Source organism: Rothia nasimurium (assembly GCF_928391935.1).
GTDB lineage: Bacteria > Actinomycetota > Actinomycetes > Actinomycetales > Micrococcaceae > Rothia > Rothia nasimurium_D.
In genome coordinates, this window is the sequence record NZ_CAKMTD010000006.1 from 52462 (window position 1) to 73403 (window position 20942).

The following is a 20942-nucleotide window of genomic DNA, read 5'->3' on the forward strand; positions in this document are numbered from 1 at the left end:
GATGACTGAAGTTCACGAGTTGAAGGTTCCTGCCCGCGTGGGCGTGCTGGGTGGCGGACGTATGGGCGCGGGTATTGCCCATGCTTTTCTGCTGGCCGGGGCCCAGGTTGTGGTGGTTGAGCGGGACGCCCAGGCGGCCGAAGCTGCCCGTGAGCGCGTGGAGCGCGATTTGGCTAAGTCGCTGGAGCGCGGGGCTTTTGACGGTAATTTTGATGAGCTGACCGAGCGGTTTGCGGTGTCGGTTGATTACGGTGATTTTGCGGACCGCCAGCTGGTGGTTGAGGCCGTGCCCGAGAACTGGGATTTGAAGGTTTCTGCTTTGCGGGCTGTGGAAGAGCAGCTGGGGGAGGGTGCCTGGTTGGCGTCGAATACGTCCTCCCTGTCGATTGACGGGTTGGCGGAGTCCTTGCAGCGCCCCGGTAACTTTATTGGCCTGCATTTCTTTAACCCGGTGCCGGCGTCCAAGCTGGTGGAGGTGGTGCAGTCTAAGCATTCTTCTGCCGAGCTGAAGGAGGCTGCCCGCCTCTGGGTTGAGGGCCTGGGTAAGACCCCGGTGGTGGTTAATGACGCTCCTGGGTTTGCGTCTTCGCGTCTGGGTGTGGCGATTGCTCTTGAGGCCATTCGTATGGTCGAGGAGGGCGTGGCTAGCCCTGAGGATATTGATAACGCTATGGTGCTGGGCTACAAGTTCCCGATTGGTCCGCTGGCTTTGACCGATGTGGTGGGGCTGGACGTCCGCCTCGGCATTGCTGAGTATCTTGAGTCGCAGTTGGGTGAGCGCTTTGCCCCTCCGCAGCTGATGCGCGATATGGTGGCCCGCGGGGAGCTGGGCCGTAAGAGCGGTAAGGGTTTCTACGACTACAGCTAGGCCCTCCCGCCCGGTAGGTACCATTTAAATCAGAAAAACCCACGAACTAGGTGGGTTTTTCTGATTTAAATGGTACCTACCCAACTGAGGTGGTACCTACTTGATGAAGTTGGTGATCCGCGGGGTGCAGAGGCGGCTACCTGGCCTCAAACAGAAGCTTTTCTTTCACTATGGGGCTTATACTGAAAGAAAAGCTTCTGCTTAAGGGAGGTCTCAGTGGGATACATTCCCCTACCCGTCCGTCGGGCACAGCGCACCATGGGCGAAAATCTAACCGCCCAGCGTAAACTTCTGGGTCTTACCGCCCAAATGGTTGCAGAACGAGCAGGAACCACGGTAGTAACCTTACGAAAGATTGAGTCTGGTCAACCCGTTCGCTCCGACATTCTGCTCACGGTCTTAAAAGTCTTGGGTATGCTCGATGGAGTTGTTACCGCAACCGATCCTTATCTCACCGACGTGGGCAAGCTCCGAGCCAACGAGAAGCTCCCCAAGGTGGTAAGGCGGCGCAATGAACCCTAAAGTCACCGTTACAACCCTTATCGGCACTCAAGAAGTAGTCGCCGGGTATCTTTATCCCGCGTATCGAAACGGGGTCTTTTCGTACACCACAGATTACCTTGCTCACCCGCGTGCTTTTGCGCTAGCACCTTCCCTGCCCCTTGTAGCAGGCCCACAGGCCTTTGACGGACTAGGGCCTTTTTCTGATAGCGCCCCCGACCGCTGGGGGCGCAAGCTTCTGCAGCGAGCAGCAGGTAAGACTAGTCTTGGGGAATACGACTACCTTCTCGGGGTAAATGACATCAGCAGACAGGGGGCTACGCGTTTTTGGCTTGAGGGCGTGGCCCAAGCAGCAGATGGAACAGGCGTTCCGGCTGAGGTGGATTTACCCCAGCTCCTATCAACGGCAGATGCTGTGGAACAGAACTTTACTGACATTCCAGATTTACAGACCCGTCGGCTTTTTCGGGCAACCGGTTCTCTAGGCGGGGCTCGCCCCAAGGCGAATGTGAAGATTAACGGTCAGCTATGGCTGGCTAAGTTCCCTAAGCCTATCGGGGACGACTGGGACATCATGGGATGGGAGTTTACCGCACGCTCTCTGCAGGAGAAAGTTGGCATTACTGTACCGCAGGGGCGAACCCTGACCATTACAGACGGGGCTGAAAACCCCCGGCGGATTTACCTCCAAAGACGTTTTGACCGCACCCCTCAGGGGGCACGCATTCCCTATATTTCTGCTATGACCGCCCTCGAAGCCCAGGACGGCGATGGTGGCGACTGGGTTGATTTGCTGGAGTTCGCACGTGAGCATGGGGCCAAGACAGGGGAGTTGTGGAGGCGCCTCGCTTTCGGCTATCTCTTGGGCAATACCGATGATCATCTACGAAACCACGGGTTCCTGTATGTCTCTGGGGCTTGGTCCTTAGCTCCTAGCTTTGACGTTAATCCAACACCCGATGAGGCTTTTCATCAGCTGTCGCTGTACGGCTCTGAGGATTACGCCCTGCACGATGTTCTTCACCGGGAGATCCTTAGTCTTTGTGGGTTAACCGAAGCTGCGGCGAGGCAGTGGTTGCGGACGGCGTACTCGATTCTTGAGGGGGCTGTCTCAGAAGCTAGAAAGAACGGCTTAGATGCCCACAGCGTGAGCGTCATGGAGCCGCGCTTTGCACAGTCTCTTGAAGAACTTAGGGATTTATAGGCCCACCCTCCCCAGTAGGTACCATTTAAATCAGAAAAACCCACGAACTAGGTGGGTTTTTCTGATTTAAATGGTACCTACCCAACTGAGGTGGTACCTACTTGATGAAGTTGGTGATCCGCAGGGTGCAGAGGCGGGCGCCGGTTTCCTCATGGGTAATAATGACCTCGTGAGTGGTCAGGGAGCGGCCCAGGTGAATGGCGGACGAGGTGGCCCGCACCGTGCCGCTCTTTGAGGATTTGTGGTGGGTGGCGTTCACGTCCACGCCCACCGCAACCTTGCCCATGGACGAGGCGTGAATGACGGCCCCCCAGGAGCCCACGGCCTCCCCCAAAGCCAGCATAGCCCCGCCGTGCAGCAGGCCCAGGGACTGGCGGTTGCCCTCCACCGGCATGGTGGCCACTACCCGCTCTGCTGATTCTTCAAGAACCGTTACCCCCATTTTTTCGTCCAGTTCGCCTAAGGTAATTTTCCAGAGCTCTACCTGCTCGCCGGGGGTGGGTGCGTCGGTCATGGCCGTCCTTTCCGTGTGGCCTGCGCCGGGGCGCAGGGCTTTCTTTCACCTGTGATATGAACTATAGTTTATAGCAATAACTGAACGTTCGGTCATTTATTCGCGTGGCCGTCTCACAGTAAGGAAAGCACTCGATGACGAGCACCCCCACCCTTGTTCCCAGCTTCATCAAAGGCTCCTGGTGGGCCCCGGAAAACCCCACCTCTTCCCAGGACGTTCTCAACGCCATCACCGGCGAGCCCATCTACCGGGTATCCACCGAGGGAATCGACACCGCAGGGGCCATTGACTACGCCCGCACCACCGGCCAGGCCAACCTGGGTAAGCTCACCTTCCACGAACGCGCCCTCATCATCAAGCAGCTGGCCCAGTTCCTGACCGACCACAAGGCCGAGCTCTACGAGCTTTCCTTCGCCACCGGTGCCACCCAGCGCGACCACTACATCGACGTGGACGGCGGTATCGGCACCCTCTTCACCTTCTCCTCCAAGGGCCGCCGCGAGCTGCCCAACTCCCGCGTCATCATCGACGGCAACGTTGAGCAGCTCTCCCGCGACGGCTCCTTCATCGGTGAGCACATTTACACCACCCTGCCCGGGGTGGCTGTTGAGATCAACGCCTTCAACTTCCCCATCTGGGGCATGCTGGAGAAGTTCGCCCCGGCCTTTATCGCCGGTATGCCCACTATCGTCAAGCCCGCCACCCCCACCGGCTACGTCACCGAGGCGACCGTGCGTCTCATGCTGGATTCGGGCCTGCTGCCCGAGGGCTCCCTGCAGCTGATTTCCGGCTCTGCCCGCGATCTGCTGGACTACCTGGACTACCGCGACCACGTCGCCTTTACCGGTTCGGCCGCCACCGCCCGCGCCCTACGCCAGCACCCCAGCGTGCAGACCAAGGGCCTGCACTTTACTGCCGAAACTGACTCCCTGAACGCCGCCATTCTGGGCCCGGACGCCACCTCCGACACCCCCGAGTTTGAGGCCTTTATCAAGTCGGTCATGGTGGAGATTACCGCTAAGGCCGGCCAGAAGTGTACCGCTATCCGCCGGGTTCTGGTGCCTGCCGGACGCTCCGCTGAGGTGGTCGAGGCCCTGGCGGGTAAGATTTCCGGACGCGTGGTGGTTGGCGACCCGCGCGAAGAGGGCGTAACCATGGGCTCGCTGGCCTCTCCCGAGCAGAAGGCCGAGGTTGAAAAGGCTGTGACCCGCCTGGTGGAGGCCGGCGGTAAGATTGCCTTCCGCGGCGAGGCCCCCGAGGGCCCCTCTTTCTACCCGGTCACGGTGCTGACCTTTGAGGACGCCCGCACCCCCGAGGTTCATGCCGTTGAGGCCTTTGGCCCTGTGACCTCCGTGCTGGAGTACACCGACCTGACCGAGGCCGTTGAACTGGCCGCCCTGGGCGAGGGCTCCCTGGTGGCTACGGTCTGCACCCACGATGACGCCACCGCCGCCCAGCTGGCCCTGGGCATTGCAGCCCACCACGGCCGCGTCCTGGTATTGGACCGCGAGGACGCCAAAACTTCAACCGGCCACGGCTCCCCCGTGCCCCACCTGGTGCATGGCGGCCCGGGTCGCGCCGGTGGCGGTGAGGAGCTCGGTGGCGTGCGCGCCGTGAAGCACTACATGCAGCGCACCGCTATTCAGGGCTCCCCCAATAAGCTCACTGCCCTGACCGGGGTGTGGCACCCCGGGGCGGACGCCGCAACCGTCACCCGCGCCCAAGTAGAGTCGGGCGAGGGGGTACACCCCTTCCGCAAGTCCCTGGCCGAGCTGGCCATCGGCGACCAGTTCGCTTCTGACCTGCGCGAGGTTACGCTACAAGACATCACTGATTTCGCCAACGAAACCGGGGATCAGTTCTACGCCCACACCGACGAGGAGGCTGCGGCGGCTAACCCCTTCTTCCCCCGTCGTGTGGCCCACGGCTACCTGCTGGTCTCGTGGGCTGCCGGGCTCTTCGTTGACCCGGCCCCGGGCCCGGTTCTGGCTAACTACGGCCTGGAGAACCTGCGTTTCATCACCCCGGTCACCTACGATGATTCGATTCGCGTGACGCTGACCGCCAAGAAGATTACCCCGCGCGTGACCGACGAGTACGGCGAGGTCACCTGGGACGCGGTGCTGCACAACCAGAAGGACGAAATCGTCGCTACCTACGACGTGCTGACCCTGGTGGCCAAGACCTGGCCGATGGCCGAGACAGCCGAATAAGACCCGATTCAAGCGACATATTTACCAAGGCTTTGCAGGCTCACACTCGATGTGAGCCTGCTTCGCCCTTAATCTCAGGAGTCTGCCGCAATTCCCCTAAAGGCCATATCCACCACGGTGTCGGCCAGGGCCTCGATGTCGCCACCGCGGGCCGGGTCGTACCAGACCGCCAGGGAGTTAATCATGCCGAAAATCAGGCGGGCCAGGGTGCGCTCGTCCACGCTCTGCCGCACCTGCCCAGCCTCCTGAGCCGCCCCCACCAGGGCAGCCAGGCGGCCGGTCAGGGCACGGCGCTTATCCAAAGCAGCCTGCTGCACCGGAGAATTACCGCGCAACCGCAGCAGCAGGGTCACATAGGGCAGGTGCTCAGCCAGCACAAACACCGTCTGCCGCACCACAAACTCCAGCCGCTCGCGGGCGTCCGCCTCCAGGCTTTCACCCGCCTCAAAAACCTCTTCCAGAGCATCCAAGGCCCGGTCAAGGGCGACCTTAAGGATCTCTTCCTTACTGGAAACGTGGTGATAAATCGCGCTCTTCGTCAAGCCCAGGCGCTTAGCCAGCATGTCCATACTGGTTGCGTCATAGCCGTGCTCATTAAAGACCTCAACACTCACCCGCAACACTTCCTGGCGGTCATAACCGGGACGGCCCCTCTTAGCGGGTGATAACACGCGGTTGCTCACAGGTGGTTCATCTCCTTGCACAGACACTGTAGGGAGCCCCCGCACGGGAGCTCCCTACATGCTAACAAACCTGCCCGCAGGCGGGTGGGCTTATTCGTTACCCTTGGGCTTGTTACGGTAATCGTAAATACGGCGGATCTTGCCGACGGAGCGGGGCAGGACGTCCGGGTCCAGCACCTCAATCCGGCAGGTAGAACCGATCTTGGTCTTGATGTCGTGTAGCAGACGCTTGCCGGCCTCTTCAGCAGCTTCCATGCTGGCGTCCTCACGGCGTTCAATGCGGACGGTCATTTCGTCCATGCGGCCGGGGCGGGTGAGCTCCAGGGCGAAGTGGGGCGACAGCTCGGGCTGCTGCAGGGCCAGTTCTTCAACCTGGGAGGGGAAGAGGTTGACGCCGCGCAGGATAATCATGTCGTCGCTTCGGCCGGTGATACGGCCCAAGCGGCGGTGGCCGGGGCGGGCGGTGCCGGGCAGCAGGCGGGTCAGGTCGTGGGTGCGGTAGCGGATGATGGGCAGGGCTTCCTTGGTCAGGGAGGTGAAGACCAGCTCGCCGGGGCGGCCCAAATCAAGCACGGTGTCGTCGAAGGGGTCGATGATTTCGGGGCGGAAGTGGTCTTCCCAGATGTGGGAGCCGTCCTGGGATTCAAAGGACTCGCCAGCTACGCCGGGGCCCATGACCTCAGACAGGCCGTAGATATCGCAGGCCTTGAGGGTGCCGAAGGTGACCTCGATTTCGCGGCGCATTTCTTCGGTCCAGGGCTCGGCGCCCAGCACGGCGGTCTTGAGGGAGGTTTCCTTGGGGTCGATGCCCAGCTTGCGGAAGGCGTCGGCGATGGTCAGCAGGTAGGTGGGGGTGGAGAGAATGGCGTCGGGCTGGAAGTCCTGGATCAGCTGCACCTGCTTCTCGGTCTGGCCACCAGACATAGGAATGACGGCTGCACCGAGACGTTCAGCACCGTAGTGGGCGCCCAGGCCGCCGGTGAAGAGGCCGTAGCCGTAGGCGTTGTGTACCTTGTAGCCGGGCTTAATGCCTGAGAAGCGGAAGCAGCGGGCTACCAGGGAGCTCCAGGTGGCGAGATCGTTTTCGGTGTAGCCGACGACGGTGGGCTGGCCGGTAGTGCCGGAGGAGGCGTGGATACGACGCACATCGGTCATGGGCACGGCGAAGGCCTTGAAGGGGTAGGCCTTCCGCAGGAATTCCTTGTCGGTGTAGGGGAAGAGCTTGAGGTCGTCGAGCTCCTTGAAGTCACCGGGGTGGACGCCGTGGTTGTCGAACAGTTCCTTGTAGGCGGGGACGTTTTCGTAGGCGTAGTGCAGGGTCCAGCGCAGGCGCTCGAACTGGAGGGATTCGATCTGGTCCCGGCTCATCAACTCCTCGGGGTCCGGGGCGCCAGGGTCGGTGGCGCGGGGGGCCGGGGTGTAGGGGTTCTCTACGCTACAGGTAGGGGCCTTGTAGGTGCTCATGGGGAGGCTATCCTTCCGTGGGGTTTGGAGGGTTGATGGATCGGCCGCGGCCTCGGAACTCAGCGATGAGTTTCTCGCCGCAGGTTACGGTAACGTCCACAATGGAGTTCCGGCCGTACCGGGCGGTCAGCCGGGATTCAGCCCGGAGGGTCTGCCCCTCGTAGGCTGAGGCAATGTAGTTGATGTCGACGCCGGCGCCGACGGTAATGCTCTTGGCGTATTCCTCGGGGTCGAGGTGGTTGCAGGCCAGGGCAAAGGCGGTGTCTGCAAAAGCGAAGGTCATGCCGCCGTGGATGAAGCCAAAGCCGTTGAGCATGTCTCGTTTGACGTCCATCTCGATGATGGCGTGCCCTTCTTCTAGGTGGACGAGGCGGATTCCCATCCATTCGGTGGCGTAATCGCCTTTAAGCATGGGGGGTGCAGTGGCCACATTGCCTCCTTGCAGATTTAGTGAACATTTGGTCAGTTATTCATCTCCCCATAAGCCTGACACATTTTGATGTAACGTGCAACACTGGAATTGGCTAGGGGTGATAGTCCTGCCCGGCAGCAAAAACAAGGACGCGGGACGGGGCACCTCCCCTGCCGTGAGGCAGGAAAGGTGCCCCGCACGTCCGTCCTCAGTCAGAAGACCCTAGCGGTGCTTGAATTCAGCCTCCCGCTTCTCAACAAAGGCGGCCATGCCCTCTTTCTGGTCGTGGGTTGCAAAGAGGGCGTGGAAGGTGCGGCGCTCAAACTGGATACCCTGGGCCAGGGTGGTCTCAAAGGCGGCGTTAACGGCCTCCTTGCAGACCTGGGCCACGAACTTTGACTTAGAAGCGATAGTTTCTGCCATTTCAAGGGCAGTGGGGAGGACGTCCGCGTCCTGCTCCACCAGGCGGGAGACTAGCCCGGCCCGCTCGGCTTCCTCAGCGTCCATAAAGCGCCCGGTCAGGCAGAGGTCCATGGCCTTAGCCTTGCCGACAGCCCGGGTCAGGCGCTGGGAGCCACCCATACCGGGAATGACGCCCAGGTTAATTTCGGGCTGGCCGAACTTGGTGGAGGGCCCGGCTACCAGCATGTCAGCCATCATGGCCAGCTCGCACCCGCCACCCAGGGCATAGCCGTTGACGGCAGCGACGATGGGGGTACGCAGGCGGGTCAGGTTATCCCAGTGGGCAAACCAGTCAGCCTCGTACATGCTGGCGTAGGTCTGGGAAGACATTTCCTTAATGTCAGCCCCGGCCGCGAAAGCCTTTTCGCTACCGGTCAGGACGATAGCCCCCACCTCGGGCGAACGGTCAAACTCGGTAGCCGCCGCAACAACCTCACGCATGGTGGCGTCATTGAGGGCGTTCAGGGCCTTGGGGCGGTTGAGGGTAATCAACCCTACCCGGCCCCGGGTTTCAACCAGAATATTCTCATAGGCGGTCATACGCTCAGCCCTTTCTACTTGCTTGCCTCGCGGATTGCGTTAATAACGTCAGAGAAGTCCTTGCCACCGCGGCCAGCCTCAACCAGGGCGGCGTAAATATCGGCGGCATGGTTGCCCAGTTCGCCCTTGACGCCAGCGGTTTCGAGGGCAGCCACGGCCAGGCCCATATCCTTGCTCATCAGGGCCGTTGCGAAACCGGGCTCGTAGTCGCGGTTGGCCGGGGAGGTCGGCACGGGGCCGGGCACGGGGCAGTTGACGTTAACAGCCCAGCTGTAGCCCGAGGAGGTTGAAATGACGTCGTAGAGGGCCTGGGCATCCAGGCCCAGCTTCTCACCGAGCAGGAAGGCCTCAGCGGCACCCACCATGGTGATACCCAGCAGCATGTTATTGCAGATCTTTGCGGCCTGACCTGCACTGTTAGCGCCACAGTGAACAATTTTCTTGCCCATGGCCTCAAGGACGGGGCGCACCTCGTCCACGTCAGCCTCAGCACCGCCCACCATAAAGGTGAGGGTGCCCTGCTCGGCACCAACCATGCCGCCAGAGACAGGGGCGTCCACCGCCCGCATACCGGCCTCCTGGGCCAGGGCAGCAGCCTCACGGGAGTGGTCTACCTGAATAGTTGAGCAGTCCATAAAGAGGGTTCCGGGCTTGGCGGCAGCCAGCAGGCCCCCGCCGTCCTTACCCCGGTAGGCCCCCAGAACATGCTGGCCAGCAGGCAGCATGGTAATCACAAGGTCAGAGGCGGCCACAGCGGCCTCCCCGCTCTCAGCAACCTTAATTCCCTTAGACTCAGCCACTTCTAGGGCAGCCGGGACCAGGTCAAAACCGTGGACGGTGTAACCTGCCTTAACCAGGTTGGCCGCCATGTAGCCACCCATGTGGCCCAAGCCGATAAAGGCGACGGTAGGTAGGGTAGTCATTGTTTACTCCTTCAAATGTGTGGGGCTTTAGCGCGGGGCCATGCGGAGGGCGCCGTCCATACGGATTGTCTCGCCATTGATGTAGTCGTGTTCTGCAATAAAGACGGCCAACTGGCCGAACTCAGCAGGCTGGGCCAGGCGCTGGGGGAAGGGGACGTTCTTCGCCAGCTCCTCGCGGAACTCTTCGGTAATACCGGCCATGAGCGGGGTGTCCACAATGCCGGGGGCGATCGTGTTCACGCGAATACCGTACTGGGCCAGGTCGCGGGCAGCCGGTAGGGTCATGGCCACCACCCCGCCCTTCGACGCGGCATAGGCAATCTGCCCAATCTGCCCCTCAAAGGCGGCAATAGAAGCGGTGTTAATAATGACGCCCCGGCAGGTGGTGCCCTCAGTAGGCTCCTGCTCGGCCATCACCGCAGCTGCGGCCGTCAGCACGTTAAAAGTGCCATTCATATTGATATTGACCGTGCGGGCAAAGACCGCCGGATCATGCGGGCCCCTCTTCGACAGAATCCGGGCACCCGGGGCAATACCGGCACAGTTCACCGCCACCCGCAGGGGTCGGCCGTCCTCCGCTACCTGCGCCAGGGCGTCCGCAACCGCCGAATAGTCGGTGACGTCGGCGGGAATAAAGGTGACTCCTTCAACCTCCCCAGCCTTTTCAATACCGGCCGGCAAATCCAGGCCGTAAACGTGGGCCCCGCGGGCCACCAGGGCGGACGCAGTCGCCGCCCCAATACCTGACGCCGCACCAGTGACCAGGGCAAGGGTATTCTTCAAATCCATAGTGTGCTCCTCACAAAGGTTTAGACGAAAGCTGAGTAGCCGGTCAGGGCACGGCCCACAATGAGGGAGTTAATCTCGTAGGTTCCCTCATAGGTATACAGAATTTCGGCGTCGCCAAAGAACTTAGCCATCTCATAGTCGGTGGTCAGGCCGTTACCGCCCTGGATTTCACGCCCCAGCCAGGCACTCTGCCGGGCCAGCTTGGTGGTGGTTGCCTTAGCCATCGCCGCGTGAACCATATCGAGGGTGCCGTTCTCCTGCATACGGGCGCAGTTCATCATCAGACCCAAAGCAGCCTGGGTGTTGCTCATAATCTCAGCAATATTCCGCTGGATTAGCTGGAACTTAGCCAGGGGCTTGCCGAACTGGTGGCGGGTAATAGCGTACTCGCGGGCAATATCGAAAATACCCAGCTGAATACCGTACCCCTGCCAGCCCACCCAGGCGCGGGAGTTGCGGAGCATTTCATTAGCGGCGTCAAAATTGGTGGTGCCGGGCAGGTGGGCACTGGCAGGAACCTTCACATTATTGAGGGTAATGTGGGCGTTCTGCATAACGCGCAGGCCAATCTTGTTGCGAATCTTCTCAGCCTCGTAGCCCTCAGCGTCGGTGGGAACGATGAAAGCCTTAATCTGCTGGTCGGCGGTGTCCCGGGCCCAGACCAGGGCAAAGTCGGCAATAGTGCCCATACCAATCCAGCGCTTGGCACCGTTAATCACCCAGTTCTCACCATCAAAGGTGGCACTGGTTTCTAGACCACCAGCAATATCCGAACCATGATCAGGCTCGGTCAGGGCAAAAGCGCCGGTCAGCTCAAAGGTTTCAAGCTTCTTCAGCATCTCAGCCTTCTGCTCTTCTGAACCCAGCTGGTTAATCATGCCCAGCACCAGCTCATTATGAATACCCACCAGGGCCGAGAGGGAGACATCCACACGGGTCACCTCAGCATAGGCCAGGCCACGGAAAAGCCAGGACGTACCGCTGGTTTCCAGGCGGGCCAGGCCCACCTCAGCCATACCTTCAAGCAGGTGCAGGGGGAACTCTTCAGTGTTCCAGTAGTCAACAATCTGGGGGCGTACTTCCTCCTGAAGGTACTTACGGATCTTCAAGAACCACTCTTTTTCGTGCTCAGGGAGGAGGTTCAGGACGCCAAAGGGGTCAATATCGGGAAAGGGCAGGGGCTTTTCGGGGGGATTCTGTACCATGCCTCGAATGTGGGTACTCATAGGTGGGGTTCTCCTGATCTAGTGCAACGTCGTCGTCTGCCACTTGACGCTAGGGCCGTGTCTCAGCCCCAGAACATTTGTGAGTCAAGCCATATTTAGCACAGAATCTACCGCCCCTACGCGGGTTTTTGAACCCTGTCAGGAAAATTGCGACTTCATTACGAAGGCGTCTAGGGCATATGTAGCGATTTTTGAAAAGTGCTTGAGGCACCCCCACCTGTGCCCTATAGTGACACACAGCACCCCAAAGTGATACGAACCACTTGCCCCAAGCAGGTGGACCCCAAGGAAGAGGTTCCCTCATGAGCGTTACAGAACAATTCCGCGCCGCCCGCGACCAGCTCGTCGCCCTCCGTGAAGACTACGCCGCCGCCCGCGAACAGTTCGTCTGGCCCACTTTCGAACACTTCAACTTCGCCCTCGACTGGTTCGACAAGATCGCCGAAAGCGAGGAACGAAAGGACGCCCCCGCCCTCATCATCGCCGAACAGGACGGCAGCCATATCCAGCGCACCTTCGCCGAACTGTCAGCCCGCTCCTCCCAGGTTGCCAACTGGCTCCGGTCCGTCGGCGTCAAGCGGGGCGACCGCGTCATCCTCATGCTCGGCAACCAGGTCGAGCTCTGGGAACTCATGCTGGCCGGTATCAAGCTCGGCGTCATTCTCATGCCCTCCACCGAAATGCTTGAACCCATCGACCTGGACGAACGCATCACCCGCGGCTCAGTTGCCTGGGTCATCACCAACGGCAAGAACGTCGCCAAGTTCGAGCGCGTCGAGGGTGACTTCACCGTCATTCAGACCGACGGCAAGACCGACGGCGCCATCACCAAGCACCCCCACCTGTCCTACCTGGACGCGGCGGGCGCGTCCGAAGACTTCACCCCCGACGCCGAAACCCGCGGCGACGAACCCCTGCTCTGGTACTTCACCTCCGGCACCACCTCCCGCGCCAAGATGGTAGAGCACACCCACACCTCCTACCCGGCAGGCCACCTCTCCACCATGTACTGGATCGGCATGGGCCCCGGCGACGTCCACCTGAATGTGGCCTCCCCCGGCTGGGCCAAGCACGCCTGGTCCAACATCTTCACCCCCTGGATCGCTGAGGCAACCGTCTTCATCTACAACTACTCCCGCTTCGACGCAGGCGCCCTCATGCAGAACATGGAAAAGTTCGGCGTCACCAGCTTCTGCGCCCCGCCCACCGTCTGGCGCATGCTCATTCAGGCTGATTTGAGCCAGCTGAAGACCCCGCCCACCAAGGTCGTTGCCGCAGGTGAGCCCCTGAACCCCGAGGTTATTTCCAAGGTCAAGTCCGCCTGGGGCGTCGACATTCGCGACGGCTTCGGCCAGACCGAAACCACCGTTCAGATCGCCAACACCCCCGGCCAGCCCATCAAAATCGGTGCCATGGGCAAGCCCCTGCCCGGCTACGAGATCGTGCTGATTGACCCGGCCACCGACGAGATTTCCGAGACTGAGGGTGAGATCTGCATTGACCTGTCCAAGCGTCCGCTGGGCCTCATGACCCAGTACAAGGGCGACGAGGAAAAAACCGCTGACACCATGCGGAACGGCTACTACCACACCGGCGATATCGCCGAACGCGACGAGAACGGGGTGCTCACCTATGTGGGCCGAGCCGATGACGTCTTCAAGGCCTCCGACTACAAGCTCTCCCCCTTTGAGCTGGAGTCTGTGGTGATTGAGCACCCTGCGGTTGCTGAGGCGGCCGTCGTGCCGTCGCCCGACGAGATCCGCCTGGCCGTGCCCAAGGCCTACATTGTGCTGGCAGCAGGCCACGAGCCGACCGCTGAAACCGCCAAGGACATCCTGGCTTTCCTGCGTGAGAACCTTGCCGCCTACAAGCGTATCCGCCGCATTGAGTTCTACGAGCTGCCCAAGACCATCTCGGGTAAGATCCGCCGCGTGGAGCTGCGTGCCCGTGAGAATGAGTTCCACGGCCGTCACGGTGAGAAGACCGCCGCCGCCCTCGCTGCCCGCACCACCACCGAGGGCTACGGCCACGAGTTCGCCGACACCGACTTCCCGGACCTCAAGGGCTAGGTCGAGCAGAGAGAGAGCTCCCGCCAGCTGCGGGGTTTCTTTCGAAATGCGGATATTCTTACCGCAACTCGAAAGAAACCCCGCAGTTCGTTTAAAGATCGGGCCGCCCACACAAAAGACCCCCTCGGTTCTCTCATGACCCCCGAGAGAATCACGGGGGTCATGAGAGAACCGAGGGGGTCTTAAGAAGCTGGGCCTAGATCAGGCCCAGTTCACCTGCTTCTGTGGGCTCAAAGAAGGCCAGGACGCTCTCGCGCGGTACCTCAGCCAGGCTGGCCGGGGACCACTGCGGGTTACGATCCTTATCCACCACCTGGGCCCGGATCCCCTCACGCATATCGTGATGGGCCAGGGCATTACAGGAGGTGATGAAATCCTGGTTCAGAGTCTCTGCCAGGGTCTGGGTACCGGCCCGACGCACAGCTTCCAGGGCCACCTTCATACCGGTCGGCCCGTTCTTCTGTAGGGCTGCCAGAACCGTACCAGCGTACTCGGCCCCGTCCTCACCGGACTCAGCCACCGCCCGAACCGCCTCAATAATCTCTTCCACGGAATCTGCGGCAAAAGCGCCCTCAATCCAGGAGGCGTTCTCCACCAGCTGGGATGAGGGGGCCTGCTGCGCAAACCCGGAGATTACCTGCTCAACAGCGTCCGCCCCGGTGACTTTCTCCAGGGCAGAAGCCAGCTCATCAAGCTTCTCAGACGGCACGAAATAATCAGCCATGCCGACGGCGAGCGCGTCCGCCCCGGTCACGTGCAGGCCGGTGACGGCCATGAGGGTGCCCAGGTTCTGCGGGGCGCGGGCCAGGATGTTGAGGCCGCCGACGTCGGGGCAGAAGCCGATGACGGTTTCGGGCATGCCGGTGCGGGTGCGTTCGGTGACGATCCGGTAGGCGCTGTGGGCTGAGACGCCGACGCCGCCGCCCAGCACCAGGCCGTCCATGAGGGCGATGAAGGGCTTGGGGTAGCGGGCGATCCGCAGGTCGAGGGCGTACTCTACGCGGAAGAACTCGACACCCTGGGCGGGGTCTTCGCCGGTGGCCTTGTAGAGGGCTACGACGTCGCCACCGGCGCACAGGCCCCGTTCCCCGGCCCCGCGGAGCAGGACCGCGCGGACGGCGTCGTCGGCTTCGAAATCATCGAGGGCGGCGTTGATGAGCTGCATCATCTCGTAGTTCAGGGCGTTGACCGCGCGGGGGCGGTTGAGGGTGACAACCCCCAGGGAACCCTTGCGTTCGACGAGGACGCTCTCGGGTAGCTGGTCGGTCACGGGGGCCTCCTAGTTGCCGGTGGGCATGATGAAGCTGGCGCCTTCCTTAATGCCGGAGGGCCAGCGGCTGGTGACGGTCTTAGTCTTAGTGTAGAAGCGGAAGGCGTCGGGGCCGTGCTGGTTGAGGTCGCCGAAGCCGGAGGCCTTCCAGCCGCCGAAGGTGTAGTAGGCAATGGGCACGGGGATGGGCACGTTCACACCGACCATACCGACGTCGACGCGGCGGGCGAATTCGCGGGCGGTGTCGCCGTCGCGGGTGTAGATGGCGACGCCGTTGCCGAATTCGTGGTTGGTGGGCAGGGCTAGGGCTTCTTCGAAGCTTTCGGTGCGGACGACGCAGAGGACGGGCCCGAAGATTTCTTCGCGGTAGATGGACATGTCGGTGGTGACCTTGTCGAAGAGGGTGGCACCGACGTAGTAGCCGCCCTCGTGGCCTTCGACCTTGACGCCGCGTCCGTCGACGAGCAGTTCGGCGCCTTCCTTCTCACCGGCAGCGATGTAGCCCTCAATGCGTTCGAGGGCGCTGGCGGCGACGACGGGGCCGAAGTCGGCTTCGGGGTCGAGGGCGTGGCCGACCTTGAGGGTCTTGGTGCGTTCGACCAGCTTTTCGACTAGGGCGTCGGCGGTGGCCTGGCCGACGGGTACGGCTACTGAGATGGCCATGCAGCGTTCACCAGCGGAGCCGTAGGCGGCGCCGATGAGGGCGTCAGCTGCCTGGTCGAGGTCGGCGTCGGGCATGATGATGAGGTGGTTCTTGGCGCCGCCGAAGCACTGGGCGCGTTTGCCGGTGCGGGCTGCGTGCTCGTAGATGCTCTGGGCGATGGGGGTGGAGCCGACGAAGCCGACGGCCTTAATGCGGGGGTCGTCGAGCAGGGTGTCGACGGCTTCCTTGTCGCCGTTGACGACGTTGAAGATGCCGTCGGGCAGGCCGGCTTCGGTCCAGAGTTCGGCCAGGCGCAGGGGCACGGAGGGGTCACGCTCTGAGGGCTTGAGGACGAAAGCGTTACCGGCAGCAATCGCGGGGCCGCACTTCCAGAGGGGGATCATGGCCGGGAAATTGAAGGGGGTGATACCGGCGACGACGCCCAGGGGCTGGCGCATGGAGTAGACGTCGATACCGGTGCCGACGGCGTCGGAGTATTCGCCCTTGAGTAGGTGGGGGGCGGCGGTGGCGAATTCGACGACGTCGAGGCCGCGCTGGATGTCGCCGTGGGCGTCGGCGACGGTCTTGCCGTGTTCGAGGGAGAGCATTTCTGCTAGTTCGTCGGCGTTCTGGTTGACCAGGTCGACGAAGCGGTGCAGGATGCGGGCCCGCTTCTGGGCGTTGGTGGCGGCCCACTTGACCTGGGCTTCTGCGGCGTTGGCGATGACGTCGCGGACTTCGTCGGCGGACGCTAGGGGCACCTGGGCCTGGACCTGGCCGGTGCTGGGGTTGTAGACGTCGGCGAAACGGCCTGATGTTCCTTCGCGGTGGGCGCCGCCGACGTAGTGGGTGAGCTGCTTCATCCTTGAAGCTCCTTTCAGTGGGAGGGAGCACATGTGGCTGTGCATCAGCTCACACGATACATAAAAAGGGGGTGAGTTCCTAGAGTCACCCGAGATATTACGCGGGGCAGGTCTGGTCTTTTTCACCCAGCCTTCCACCTCTGCCTGTACCCGCCCTGGTGGGGTGCCACATCTGAAGCGGGGGCGGACGGGCGGCGCGTGTAACGTATGACGCCCCACGGTCTTGACCTGACCCCGTCCGCAATATATTCTGAACGAACGGTCAGTAATTATTTGAGACTAGGGAACCACACCCCCTCACCCGCAAGGAGCCCCTCATGACTTCAACGACGAAGAGCCAAGGCCTCACCGCCGTAGCGGACGTCGCGCCCGCCGACACCACCGCCGAGCAGGCCTACTTCGACCAACTCATCGCCGACGACTCCCGCGTCGAACCCCGCGACTGGATGCCCGAAAAGTACCGCAAGACCCTCACCCGCCAGGTTTCCCAGCACGCCCACTCCGAAATCATCGGTATGCAGCCCGAAGCCAACTGGATCACCCGCGCCCCCTCCCTCAAGCGCAAGGCCATTCTCATGGCTAAGGTGCAGGACGAAGCTGGCCACGGCCTCTACCTCTACTCCGCTGCCGAAACCCTCGGCACCCCCCGTCATATCCTCAACGAGCAGCTCCTGGACGGCCGCGCCAAGTACTCCTCCATCTTCAACTACCCCGCCCGCACCTGGGCTGACATGGGCGCTATCGGCTGGCTGGTCGACGGGGCCGCCATCTGCAACCAGGTGCCCCTCTGCCGCGCCTCCTACGGCCCCTACGGCCGCGCCATGGTTCGTATCTGCAAGGAAGAATCCTTCCACCAGCGCCAGGGCTGGGAGATCCTCTACGAACTCTCCCACGGCACACCCGCCCAGAAGAAGATGGCCCAGGACGCCGTCAACCGCTTCTACGGCCCCGCCCTGCAAATGTTCGGCCCGCCGGACGCCGACTCCCCCAACTCCCAGCAGTCCATGGCCTGGAACATCAAGCGTTTCTCCAACGACGAGCTGCGCCAGCGCTTCATCGACATGCTCGTCCCCCAGGCAGAAGCCCTCGGCCTCACCCTGCCCGACCCCGACCTCAAATGGAACGAAGAACGCGGCCACTACGACTACGGCCCGCTCGACTGGGACGAATTCAACTCCGTCATCTCCGGCAACGGCCCCTGCAACGTCCAGCGCATGCAACGCCGCCGTGCCGCCCACGAAGAAGGCGCCTGGGTGCGCGAAGCCGCAGCAGCCTACGCCCGTAAAACCGCAGAACAGCACTCCGAACTGCTAGGAGCCTAACCATGACCGACAACATCACACACCTACCCGAATCCAACGAATGGCCCCTCTGGGAGGTCTTCGTCCGGTCCTCCCGCGGCCTCTCCCACGTCCACGCGGGCTCCCTCCACGCCCCCGACGCCACCATGGCCCTCCGCAACGCCCGCGACCTCTACACCCGCCGCAACGAGGGCACCAGCGTCTGGGTCGTCCCCGCCGAAGCGATCCTGGCCTCCGACCCCGACTCCAAGGGCGGCTTCTTTGAGTCCTCCCAGGGCAAGAGCTACCGCCACGCCACCTACTACACCAAGAGCGAAGGGGTGAAGCACCTATGAGTTACGCCTCCTTCGAATCAGCAACCCGCCACAGCGAAGGCGAATCCATCATCGCCGAAGACATCGCCGCCTCCGGCGTACAGGCCAGTGACGCCGTAGCCCGCTACGCCCTCGCCCTGGGCGACGACGCCCTCATGCTCGGCCAGCGCCTGGCCCACTGGATCTCCCGCGCCCCCGAACTCGAAGAAGACATCGCCCTGGGCAACATCGCCCTCGACCTCATCGGCCACGCCCGCTTCTTCCTCACCTACGCAGGCACCGCCTGGGGCAAAACCGAGGACGACCTAGCCTACTTCCGCGACGAAGAAGAATTCCGCTCAGCCCGCCTACCCGAACAAGAAAACGGGGACTTCGGGCAGACCATCGCCCGCCAGCTCATCTTCAGCTACTACCAGCACGAACTCTACTCAGCCCTAGTGAAGTCTGAAGACCCCACCCTGGCCGCCATCGCCGCCAAAGCCCTCAAAGAAGTCGCCTACCACCAGGACCACGCCACCGCCTGGACCCTGCGCCTCGGTATCGGCACCGAAGAATCCAACCGCCGCATGCAAGAAGGCCTCTACTACATGTGGCCCTACATCGACGAACTCTTCTACGACTTCGAAGACGCCGTAGCCCTCCCCGGCGTAGCCGTCCTCCCCTCCACCCTGCGCGAGAACTTCGAGACGCGCCTCCACGCCATCATCGAAGAAGCCCAGCTGAAGGTACCCGACGTACCCCAGGCCCGCGGCGGCGACCGCTCCGGCCAGTTCTCCGAAGCCCGCGGCCACATCCTCACCGAGCTCCAGGTCCTCGCCCGCGCCCACCCCGGCGCCACCTGGTAAAGCCGGGCGGACCGCGTCCTCACCCCCACACCACCCACCCCACAGGAGGCAGCCCATGACCCCACCCACCCCCAAGGTCAGCAGCGAAGAAGCCAGCGCAGGCGTCGACTTCAGCTTCGGCTTCGACACCGACTCCGGCTACACAGCCCCCGCCCTCGAAACCGACAGCAGCGTCCCCGCCCCCGAAGGCTCCGACCCCACCCTGTGGAACCTGGCCGCCCGCGTAGCCGACCCCGAAATCCCCGTCCTCTCCATCGCAGACCTCGGGATTCTTCGGGCCACCCGCTACGAGGGCGACCAGCCGGTGGTCACCATCACCCCCACCTACTCCGGCTGCCCAGCCATGGACGCCATCACCACCACCATCCGCCAGGTCTTCACCGCCCACGGGGCACCGGCGCCCCGCATTGAAACCGTCCTCTCCCCCGCCTGGAGCACCGACTGGATGAGCGAAGCAGGCAAAGCCCGCCTAGCCGAATACGGAATAGCCCCTCCCACCGGCACCACCGCCGCAGGCCCCGTATCCCTCGGCCTAGCCGTCAAATGCCCCCGCTGCCACTCCCTCGCCACCCGCGAACTCACCCGCTTCGGCTCCACCTCCTGCAAGGCGCTCTACCAGTGCGACTCCTGCTCAGAGCCCTTCGACTACTTCAAAATCCACTAGCACAAACGAGAAAAGTCATGACCGAAACCAGCACCCGCCGCCGGGCAACCTTCAACACCCTGACCGTCTCCGGCGTCCGCAAACTCACCAAAGACTCCGTCGAAGTCACCTTCGCCGTACCCGACGAGCTCGCTGCCGACTACGACTACCTGCCCGGCCAGTACGTCGCCCTCCGCGCCCAGATTGACGGGCAAGAAGTCCGCCGCTCCTACTCCATCTGCGCCGAACCCACCCCCGGCGAAATCCGCGTCGCCATCAAGCGCGACTTCGGCGGCCTCTTCTCTAACTGGGCCAACGACACCCTCGAACCCGGCTACCAGATCGACGTCATGAACCCCCAAGGTGCCTTCGTCTCCAAGAGCACCATCACCAGCCTCAACGACCCCGACAAAATCGCCGAGGACGCCACCGAAGCAGGCGGCCAGCACATGGTCGCCTTCGCCGCCGGTTCAGGTATCACCCCCATCATCGCCATTGCCCGCACCGTACTCAAGGCCAGCCCCACCAGCACCTTTGACCTGGTCTACGCCAATAAGTCGGCCATGGACGTCATGTTCGCCGAAGAAATCGGCGACCTCAAGGACCGCTACCCCACCCGCTTCGCCGTCCACCACGTACTCTCCCGCGAACAGCGCATCAACCCGCTCATGAGCGGCCGCATTGATGATGAGAAACTCAACGCTATCTTGGACCACGTCATTCAGGTGGACAAGGCCGACGAGTGGTTCCTCTGCGGTCCCTTTGAACTGGTGCAGCTTTGCCGCGACACCCTCGCCGAGCGCGGTGTGCGCGAGGACGACGTCCGCTTCGAACTCTTCACCACCGGCAAGCCCGAAACCCCCGCAGGCCAGCAGGGCCGGGCCGTGGAGGCTGACCCGTCCGGCGCTAACTACGCTATCTCCTTCAACCTGGACGGCACCTCCTCCTCCGTTGAATCCCCCATCTCCGCCAACGAGACCATCCTCAACGCCGCCCTGCGCGTACGGGCCGACGTCCCCTTCGCCTGCGCCGGTGGCGTCTGCGGAACCTGCCGCGCCAAGGTTGTTTCAGGTGACGTGAAGATGGAAGAAAACTACGCCCTGGAAAAGGACGAGGTCGAGGCCGGCTACATTCTCACCTGCCAGACCCGCCCCTGCTCCGACGCCGTGACCGTGGACTTCGACGCCTAGGAAGG

Annotated in this window: 20 protein-coding genes; 10 read left to right on the forward strand and 10 right to left on the reverse strand. The window is 62.4% G+C overall.

Features of this window, described 5'->3' with window-relative positions:
* Window position 1 precedes the first annotated feature (1 nt).
* The 3 genes from L7A15_RS07525 to L7A15_RS07535 all read left to right on the forward strand — a co-directional run bounded on the left by L7A15_RS07525 (window position 2) and on the right by L7A15_RS07535 (window position 2573).
* Window positions 2-868 carry a 3-hydroxyacyl-CoA dehydrogenase family protein gene (locus L7A15_RS07525; RefSeq protein ID WP_237208521.1) on the forward strand — a complete coding sequence of 289 codons (867 nt, stop codon included), beginning with the start codon at window positions 2-4 and terminating at the stop codon, window positions 866-868.
* Between the two features lie 216 nt (window positions 869-1084).
* A complete protein-coding gene (locus tag L7A15_RS07530; RefSeq protein WP_237200703.1) occupies window positions 1085-1390 on the forward strand; it encodes a helix-turn-helix domain-containing protein in 306 nt (101 codons plus the stop codon).
* Window positions 1380-2573, forward strand: a complete 1194-nt coding sequence (locus L7A15_RS07535; RefSeq protein ID WP_237208522.1) for a type II toxin-antitoxin system HipA family toxin — start codon at window positions 1380-1382, stop codon at window positions 2571-2573. The genes L7A15_RS07530 and L7A15_RS07535 overlap by 11 nt, the downstream gene beginning before the upstream one ends.
* A 97-nt stretch (window positions 2574-2670) precedes the next feature.
* On the opposite strand, the gene L7A15_RS07540 is transcribed toward L7A15_RS07535, so the two are convergent.
* Window positions 2671-3087 (reverse strand): PaaI family thioesterase, encoded by a 417-nt coding sequence (locus L7A15_RS07540; RefSeq protein WP_237208523.1) that lies wholly within the window; start codon window positions 3085-3087, stop codon window positions 2671-2673.
* Window positions 3088-3221: 134 nt separating this feature from the next.
* On the opposite strand from L7A15_RS07540, the gene paaZ reads away from it, so the two are divergent.
* Window positions 3222-5300 (forward strand): phenylacetic acid degradation bifunctional protein PaaZ, encoded by a 2079-nt coding sequence (gene paaZ, locus L7A15_RS07545; RefSeq protein ID WP_237208524.1) that lies wholly within the window; start codon window positions 3222-3224, stop codon window positions 5298-5300.
* 74 nt (window positions 5301-5374) lie between these two features.
* On the opposite strand, the gene L7A15_RS07550 is transcribed toward paaZ, so the two are convergent.
* The 7 genes from L7A15_RS07550 to L7A15_RS07580 all read right to left on the reverse strand — a co-directional run bounded on the left by L7A15_RS07550 (window position 5375) and on the right by L7A15_RS07580 (window position 11799).
* Complete coding sequence (locus L7A15_RS07550; RefSeq protein WP_237212391.1) at window positions 5375-5983, reverse strand: TetR/AcrR family transcriptional regulator; 609 nt, start codon at window positions 5981-5983, stop codon at window positions 5375-5377.
* A 90-nt stretch (window positions 5984-6073) separates the two neighbouring features.
* On the reverse strand, window positions 6074-7447 hold the full coding sequence (locus L7A15_RS07555) for a phenylacetate--CoA ligase family protein (protein WP_237204427.1): 1374 nt from the start codon (window positions 7445-7447) through the stop codon (window positions 6074-6076).
* Between the two features lie 7 nt (window positions 7448-7454).
* Complete coding sequence (locus tag L7A15_RS07560; RefSeq protein ID WP_336603515.1) at window positions 7455-7877, reverse strand: PaaI family thioesterase; 423 nt, start codon at window positions 7875-7877, stop codon at window positions 7455-7457.
* Between the two features lie 204 nt (window positions 7878-8081).
* A complete protein-coding gene (locus L7A15_RS07565; protein WP_237208527.1) occupies window positions 8082-8861 on the reverse strand; it encodes an enoyl-CoA hydratase in 780 nt (259 codons plus the stop codon).
* A 14-nt stretch (window positions 8862-8875) separates the two neighbouring features.
* Complete coding sequence (gene mmsB, locus L7A15_RS07570) at window positions 8876-9784, reverse strand: 3-hydroxyisobutyrate dehydrogenase (RefSeq protein ID WP_237189724.1); 909 nt, start codon at window positions 9782-9784, stop codon at window positions 8876-8878.
* A 27-nt stretch (window positions 9785-9811) separates the two neighbouring features.
* Complete coding sequence (locus L7A15_RS07575) at window positions 9812-10573, reverse strand: SDR family oxidoreductase (protein WP_237189723.1); 762 nt, start codon at window positions 10571-10573, stop codon at window positions 9812-9814.
* 20 nt (window positions 10574-10593) lie between these two features.
* A complete protein-coding gene (locus L7A15_RS07580; protein WP_237200713.1) occupies window positions 10594-11799 on the reverse strand; it encodes an acyl-CoA dehydrogenase family protein in 1206 nt (401 codons plus the stop codon).
* A 302-nt stretch (window positions 11800-12101) separates the two neighbouring features.
* Between L7A15_RS07580 and L7A15_RS07585 the strand changes: the two genes are divergently transcribed.
* The gene (locus tag L7A15_RS07585) at window positions 12102-13868 is read left to right on the forward strand and encodes an AMP-binding protein (RefSeq protein WP_237208528.1); all 1767 of its coding nucleotides are present in this window, start codon (window positions 12102-12104) and stop codon (window positions 13866-13868) included.
* 196 nt (window positions 13869-14064) lie between these two features.
* On the opposite strand, the gene L7A15_RS07590 is transcribed toward L7A15_RS07585, so the two are convergent.
* Window positions 14065-15138 carry an enoyl-CoA hydratase/isomerase family protein gene (locus L7A15_RS07590; RefSeq protein ID WP_237208529.1) on the reverse strand — a complete coding sequence of 358 codons (1074 nt, stop codon included), beginning with the start codon at window positions 15136-15138 and terminating at the stop codon, window positions 14065-14067.
* 9 nt (window positions 15139-15147) lie between these two features.
* Window positions 15148-16644: a CoA-acylating methylmalonate-semialdehyde dehydrogenase gene (locus L7A15_RS07595; RefSeq protein WP_237189719.1), complete on the reverse strand. Its 1497-nt coding sequence runs from the start codon at window positions 16642-16644 to the stop codon at window positions 15148-15150.
* A gap of 317 nt (window positions 16645-16961) precedes the next feature.
* On the opposite strand from L7A15_RS07595, the gene paaA reads away from it, so the two are divergent.
* Genes paaA through paaE form a run of 5 tightly spaced genes read left to right on the forward strand, consistent with a single transcriptional unit; the run spans window position 16962 to window position 20937 of the window.
* On the forward strand, window positions 16962-17966 hold the full coding sequence (paaA, locus tag L7A15_RS07600) for a 1,2-phenylacetyl-CoA epoxidase subunit PaaA (RefSeq protein WP_237200719.1): 1005 nt from the start codon (window positions 16962-16964) through the stop codon (window positions 17964-17966).
* A gap of 2 nt (window positions 17967-17968) precedes the next feature.
* Entirely contained in the window at window positions 17969-18280 is a 312-nt protein-coding gene (gene paaB, locus L7A15_RS07605) for a 1,2-phenylacetyl-CoA epoxidase subunit PaaB (RefSeq protein WP_237189717.1), read from the forward strand.
* Window positions 18277-19104 carry a 1,2-phenylacetyl-CoA epoxidase subunit PaaC gene (paaC, locus tag L7A15_RS07610; protein WP_237208530.1) on the forward strand — a complete coding sequence of 276 codons (828 nt, stop codon included), beginning with the start codon at window positions 18277-18279 and terminating at the stop codon, window positions 19102-19104. The genes paaB and paaC overlap by 4 nt, the downstream gene beginning before the upstream one ends.
* 55 nt (window positions 19105-19159) lie before the next feature.
* Window positions 19160-19768 (forward strand): 1,2-phenylacetyl-CoA epoxidase subunit PaaD, encoded by a 609-nt coding sequence (paaD, locus tag L7A15_RS07615; RefSeq protein WP_237208531.1) that lies wholly within the window; start codon window positions 19160-19162, stop codon window positions 19766-19768.
* A gap of 17 nt (window positions 19769-19785) precedes the next feature.
* Window positions 19786-20937, forward strand: a complete 1152-nt coding sequence (paaE, locus tag L7A15_RS07620) for a 1,2-phenylacetyl-CoA epoxidase subunit PaaE (protein ID WP_237208532.1) — start codon at window positions 19786-19788, stop codon at window positions 20935-20937.
* The last annotated feature ends 5 nt before the right edge of the window (window positions 20938-20942 follow it).